Genomic DNA, 6297 nt, shown 5'->3' on the forward strand with positions numbered 1-6297 from the left:
ATTGGCGCCACTCGCGCTGTTCACGCTGGAGTGGCAGATCACATTCCTCGCAATGTGATTTCTTTGTTTACTTGCTGTCGCCTGCGTCGGCTGCTGCCTTAACGCCGTCTGCCTTCTGCTTTGGCTTCGGCTTGAAGTCGATACCGGTCTCCTTGCGCTGCTGAGCGGTAATCGGAGTCGGGGCGTCAGTCAACGGATCAACGCCGCCACCGGACTTCGGGAAGGCGATAACTTCGCGAATGGAGTCAACGCCGGCCAGCAGGGAAACGATACGGTCCCAACCGAATGCGATACCACCGTGCGGCGGAGCGCCGTACTGGAAGGCATCCAGCAGGAAGCCGAACTGCTCCTGTGCCTCTTCCTCGCCGATGCCCATAACATCGAAGACGCGCTTCTGGACATCTGGGCGGTGAATACGAATGGAGCCGCCACCAATTTCGTTACCGTTGCAGACGATGTCGTAGGCGTAAGCCAGTGCGTTGCCAGGATCCTTGTCGAAGGTATCCATGTGCTCTGGCCTCGGCGAGGTGAAGGCGTGGTGCACAGCAGTCCACTGCGAGTGGCCCAGGGCAACGTCACCGGAAGCGGTAGCGTCGGCAGCCGGCTCGAACAACGGTGCGTCGACGACCCAGGTGAATGCCCAGTCGCCTTCCTTGATAAGGCCGAGCTTCTTGGCAATCTCTCCACGAGCAGCACCCAGCAGTGCACGGGAGCTCTTAGCGTCACCTGCAGCGAAGAAGATGCAGTCACCCGGCTTCGCGCCTACGTGCGCCGCGATGCCTTCACGCTCTGCGTCAGTAATGTTCTTGGCAACCGGGCCGCCCAGAGTGCCGTCCTCCCCAACAAGGATGTAGGCCAAGCCCTTTGCGCCGCGCTGGCGGGCCCAATCCTGCCAAGCGTCGAGCTGACGACGAGGCTGCGATGCGCCACCGTCCATAACAACTGCACCGACGTAATCGTTCTGGAAGACACGGAAAGTGGTGTCCTTGAAGAACTCGGTGCACTCCACCAGCGGAATGTCGAAGCGCAGGTCCGGCTTGTCAGAACCGTACTTCTCCATGGCCTCCTTGAAGGTCATGCGTGGAATCGGGGTCTGAACAGTGACACCGGCCTCGGCGAAGATAGCAACCAGAATCTCTTCTGCCAGCGCAATGACATCGTCCTGCTCGGCGAAGCTCATCTCAACGTCGAGCTGAGTGAACTCCGGCTGGCGGTCAGCGCGGAAGTCCTCATCTCGGTAGCAGCGGGCGATCTGGTAGTAGCGCTCCATGCCAGCGACCATAAGCAGCTGCTTGAACAACTGAGGGGACTGCGGCAGTGCGTAGAAAGTGCCCGGCTTCAAACGAGCCGGCACCACGAAGTCACGAGCACCTTCCGGCGTAGAGCGAGTCAACGTCGGGGTCTCGATTTCGGTGAAGTCGTGGCTGTCCAGCACCTTACGGGCTGCGCGGTTGACAGCCGCACGGAGACGCATAATCTTGGCCGGGCCTTCACGGCGTAGGTCTAGGTAGCGGTACTTCAGGCGGGCTTCCTCGCCGACAGTGCCAGAAGTTCCAACATCCTCGAGCTGGAACGGCAATGCCGCCGACTCGTTGAGGATGGTCAGCTCCGTAACATTGACCTCAATTTCACCCGATGCCAGGTTCGGGTTTTCGGAGCCCTCCGGGCGCTTCTCAACGACACCGGTGACCTGAATGCAGTATTCGCTGCGCAGGTGGTGTGCACGCTCAGCAACTTCGCTGTTGCGGAACACAACCTGGGCGTAACCGGAGCGGTCACGCATGTCGATGAAGATCACGCCACCATGGTCACGGCGGCGTCCTACCCAACCGGTCAGGGTTACTGTGCTGCCGGCGAGGTCAGCGCGGAGGTCTCCGGCAAGATGCGTACGAAGCACTGCGAATTGGTCCTTCCAAAATTGGTGCTATAGGGATTAACGCTGTGGATAGCGGTTTCGTCCGTGTAGTCTACCTTGAAGCCAGAAAGGTGAGAAGAAGACCCCGGCTATTTTGCTTATTACCGGTCATCGCCTTGGGCCTACCTCGGGCTTCATGTACTCACTTAGACAAAGTTCTCCGTAGATCCTGACGTTGATTTACATGCGGATACTATGACGCAGCGCTATTCAATGGCCCGTTTTCCGCACCTTATGCAATAGTCTTACTCCTATGACCTTCCGGAATGACTTCCAAAAGAGCTCGGCTCGTGCCGAGCGACGCTCGGGTGGTGGCCGCGCTATCGCCGTAGGCGGTGGCGGTATCGGCGGCCTTGTCCTCATCGGCCTGTACTTACTTCTCGGCGGCGACCCGGGACAATTGGGACAGCTGACAGGTGCCCAGAACAACCAGTCCTCGCAGACTGCACAGCAGTCCCCTGGCGAGGATCCCTGCAAGACCGGCGAAGATGCCAACAGCCGCATCGATTGCCGGATGGAATTCACCGGTATTTCGGTCGACCGAGTCTGGGAAGAACAACTCCCCGCACAGGCCGGCATCGAGTACACGAACCCAGGCTTAGTCCTCTTTGAAGGCTCCACTCAGTCGGGCTGCGGCGCAGCGTCCTCGTCCACCGGCCCGTTCTACTGCCCCGCCGATCAAACGGCCTACTTCGACACGGAGTTCTTTAGCACCCTGGAGCGCATGGGCGGAGGCAACGGACCGCTCGCACAGGAATACGTCGTGGCCCACGAATTCGCCCACCATATCCAAAGGTTGGAGGGCACACTCGGCCGCAGTAACTACAACGAACCGGGCCCCGATTCCGACGCTGTAAAGATCGAGCTGCAGGCCGACTGCTACGCGGGTATCTGGGCTCATTACGCGGACAAGGGGCCGGACGCAATCCTCGAACCGCTTTCCGACGAGCAAGTTGCCGATGCCCTCAAAACTACGAAGGCCATTGGCGATGACACCATCCAGCAGCATTCCGGCGGTGGTGTTCAACCGGACTCCTGGACCCACGGCTCGGCCGAGCAGCGTACGAAGGCATTCCTCACCGGCTACAAGTCAGGAAAGATGTCTCAGTGCGACACTCTCGAGCGCGGCGTCTACAGCTAGACTCCGCACTTAACAAATGCGCGTTTCCTAGATGCGCGACTGCAACTCCTGAACCAGTGCATCTAGGGCGACTGCGTGCTGCTCGTGGGACTCAAGGTTCTTCAGCTGAACCTCGCCCGCGGCCAATTCAGACTCGCCGAGGACCAACGCAAATCGGGCTCCAGCGCGATCGGCACCCTTCATCGCGCCCTTCAGACCGCGGCCGCCGTAGGACATATCTGCGCGGATACCCGCTTGGCGCAGCTTATTGATCTGCACCGCCATAGCGTGAGCGGCTTCTTCACCGAGCGCAACACCATACACATCGACGCGTCGACCATCGCTGGCATGCTTGCCCTCTGCTTCCAGTGCGAGCAGCGCGCGATCCACACCCAAACCAAAGCCAATTCCAGACAGCTCTTGGCCGCCTAGCTGCGCCATCAGCCCGTCGTAGCGACCACCGCCGCCGATACCCGACTGAGCACCAAGGCCGTCGTGAACAAACTCGAAGCACGTCTTGGTGTAGTAGTCCAGTCCGCGCACCATTCGAGGATTGATGACATAGGGCACCTTCATGTCATCCAACAGTCCAGTCACAGCTTCAAAGTGACCGCGAGCGCTGTCAGAAAGGTGGTCCAGCATCAGCGGCGCGTCGGCAAGCATTTCCTGCATTTCCGGTCGCTTATCGTCGAGGACGCGCAGCGGGTTGATGTTTGCACGGTGGCGCGTTTCCTCATCCAGAGGCAGGTCAAACAAGAACTCCTGCAGCTTAGCGCGATATTCAGGGCGGCAGGTGTTGTCGCCAAGGCTTGTCAGTTCAAGGCGGAAGCCTTCGAGTCCGATACCGCGGAAGCATGCGTCGGCAAGCGCGATGACTTCAGCGTCCAGCGCAGGATCATCGACGCCGATTGCCTCTACGCCCACCTGCTGCAACTGACGGTAACGGCCTGCCTGCGGGCGTTCATAGCGGAAGAATGGCCCCGCGTAGGAAAGCTTGACCGGCAACTGACCGCGATCCAAATTGTGCTCAATGACCGCGCGCATCACGCCCGCGGTACCCTCCGGGCGCAGGGTGACGGAGCGGCCGCCGCGGTCGGCGAACGTGTACATCTCCTTGGTGACGACGTCCGTCGATTCACCTACGCCACGTGCAAAAAGCCCGGTGTCCTCGAAAATTGGCAGCTCAATGTGCTCATAGCCCGCAAGTCGTGCGCGGTGCTGGAATGAGTTTCGCACCGCCTCGAATTCGCGGGAGACCGGCGGGACGTAATCCGGCACGCCCTTGGGCGCGGAGAATGGCTTCAACTTCTTTGGCTTCTGGCTAGAGTTCACCCCGCTAACTCTACCTGCCAACTCTCACGACGTGTCAGCCAGGCTAGGTGAGGTTTTGCAGGAACGGGTTGGTCGCGCGCTCCTCGCCTATCGACGATGCGGAGCCATGGCCCGGAAGAATCATGAGGTCATCCGCCAGCGGGAGGACCTTATCCTTCAACGACTGCTGCATGTGCTCCGGACTACTGCCCGGCAAATCTACGCGACCGATAGCCCCCTTAAAGAGGACGTCCCCGCTGAAGACAATCTCATCTTCCCCATCGGAAGCGCGCAGCATCACGCATCCCGGAGAGTGACCCGGAGCGTGAATGACTTCGAAATTCAACCCTGCCCACTTTACTTCGTCGCCATCCTCGAAGAAATCGGCTTCCGTATAAGCCTGCATAGAATCGATGTCAAAGAGGTGTCCGAAAGAAGAACCGCCGAGCTTCGGATTGGCCAGCAACACATTGTCGCTTTCGTGAATGAAGACGGGGATATCCCAGAAGTCGGAGGCCTCCGCGACATCGCGGACATGGTCGATATGACCATGGGTCAGCAGAATTGCTTCCGGCTTCCAATCTCGCTTCTCAACCTCGCCGCGTACTACCTCGAACGCCCCCATGCCCGGGTCAACAATGACGCATGGGGTGGACAGGCCGTCCATTTCCGGAGCGCCTGTTGCCACGTAGCAGTTGGTCTGAAAAGGGCCGGCTGCAAAACCAAATATCTCCATGGCGCTCCATTGTAACGATTGTGTACAGCCCCCGGCAGGCTATTTGCGCCTTCCAACAACGGGAAGAGAGCACCTTTCCCCTTGCTCGTTGGCCTGTCATCTCGCAAATGGGAAGCAATCCCGGGCATAATGGTCGATTGTGTACGCGACGGTGACCGACTGAGCTGTTACTTCAAATGCGGTCACTATCAATGGGCAAAATCGTCCGCTGGTGTTCCGTCACCAGCAATAGATGACTAACAGATACGGAGAAAGACTAGTGGCCAATAATGAGCAAAGGCGCAAAGATGCGATGCGGACGCTCGAGCGCGAACTTAAGCGCCGTGCACGTGCCGAGAAGCTGAAGCCACTGGGCGTTGTCGTAACTACCTTGGCTATCCTGCTCTTTATCGGTGGCGGCATCTACTTGCTGACCACGGCTGGCGGCGCTGACGACAATGAGGCCGCTGATGAATCCACGACTCCAGTCGAACCTGCAGCTCTGACAGCTACTCCTGTCAGCGGTGAAAAGGTTCCAATGAAGCGCTCTTCCCCACTTCCGGAAACCGTGACCTGTGACTACCCGGATGATGGCGAGGCATCGAAGGACATAGATAAGCCAGCTACCGACAACGTTCCCGCCACTGGCACTGTAACCATCACCCTGAAGACTAACCAGGGCGACATTCCGATGGAGCTGGACCGCGCTATTTCACCTTGCGGCGTCAATGCAATTGAGCACATGGCCAAGTCCGACTACTTCAATGACACTGTGTGCCACCGTATTACCGGTGGTGGCCTGAACGTTCTGCAGTGTGGCGACCCGACTGGTACCGGTACCGGCGGCCCGGGCTTCAAGTTCGCTGGCGAATGGCCGGTCAAGGATTCTGGTCTGGATCAGAATACCCCGTTGGTGTACCCGAAGGGCTCTATCGCCATGGCAAACCCGAGCGACCCAGATGCCAACGGCAGCCAGTTCTTCCTCAACTGGGCAGATTCTCAGCTGCCTCCGCAGTACACCGTGCTTGGCTCCATGACTGACGAGGGCACCAAGACGGTTGCGGACATTGCGAAGAACGGTATCGAGGGCGGCGGTACCTCTGACGGTAAGCCAGCTAAGGAAGTCCGTATTGAGAAGGCGGAAGTCAAGTAGCTGACTCAACTGACTGATTCAGAAATTAATCAAAAACAGGGCCAAGGTGTTTCAGGGTTAAGTGACAAAAAGTGTGTCTGATT

General features: G+C 58.7%; 5 protein-coding genes. 2 read left to right on the forward strand and 3 right to left on the reverse strand.

What is annotated here, in order from left to right; all coding sequences use genetic code 11:
- Positions 1-67 precede the first annotated feature (67 nt).
- Positions 68-1897, reverse strand: coding sequence for an aspartate--tRNA ligase (aspS, locus tag HMPREF2849_RS04185; protein ID WP_070862635.1), 1830 nt, complete (start codon positions 1895-1897; stop codon positions 68-70).
- Between the two features lie 271 nt (positions 1898-2168).
- Between aspS and HMPREF2849_RS04190 the strand changes: the two genes are divergently transcribed.
- Complete coding sequence (locus HMPREF2849_RS04190; RefSeq protein ID WP_016422692.1) at positions 2169-3056, forward strand: KPN_02809 family neutral zinc metallopeptidase; 888 nt, start codon at positions 2169-2171, stop codon at positions 3054-3056.
- Positions 3057-3083: 27 nt separating this feature from the next.
- On the opposite strand, the gene hisS is transcribed toward HMPREF2849_RS04190, so the two are convergent.
- Positions 3084-4367: a histidine--tRNA ligase gene (gene hisS, locus HMPREF2849_RS04195; RefSeq protein WP_070549606.1), complete on the reverse strand. Its 1284-nt coding sequence runs from the start codon at positions 4365-4367 to the stop codon at positions 3084-3086.
- Positions 4368-4410: 43 nt separating this feature from the next.
- On the reverse strand, positions 4411-5082 hold the full coding sequence (locus HMPREF2849_RS04200; protein WP_070549607.1) for an MBL fold metallo-hydrolase: 672 nt from the start codon (positions 5080-5082) through the stop codon (positions 4411-4413).
- 292 nt (positions 5083-5374) lie between these two features.
- Here HMPREF2849_RS04200 and HMPREF2849_RS04205 point away from each other — a divergent pair, with 292 nt between their 5' ends.
- Positions 5375-6214: a peptidylprolyl isomerase gene (locus tag HMPREF2849_RS04205; RefSeq protein WP_049190815.1), complete on the forward strand. Its 840-nt coding sequence runs from the start codon at positions 5375-5377 to the stop codon at positions 6212-6214.
- Positions 6215-6297: the final 83 nt, after the last annotated feature.

The organism is Corynebacterium sp. HMSC073B01, from assembly GCF_001838255.1.
In the GTDB taxonomy this organism is placed as follows: Bacteria; Actinomycetota; Actinomycetes; order Mycobacteriales; family Mycobacteriaceae; genus Corynebacterium; species Corynebacterium jeikeium_D.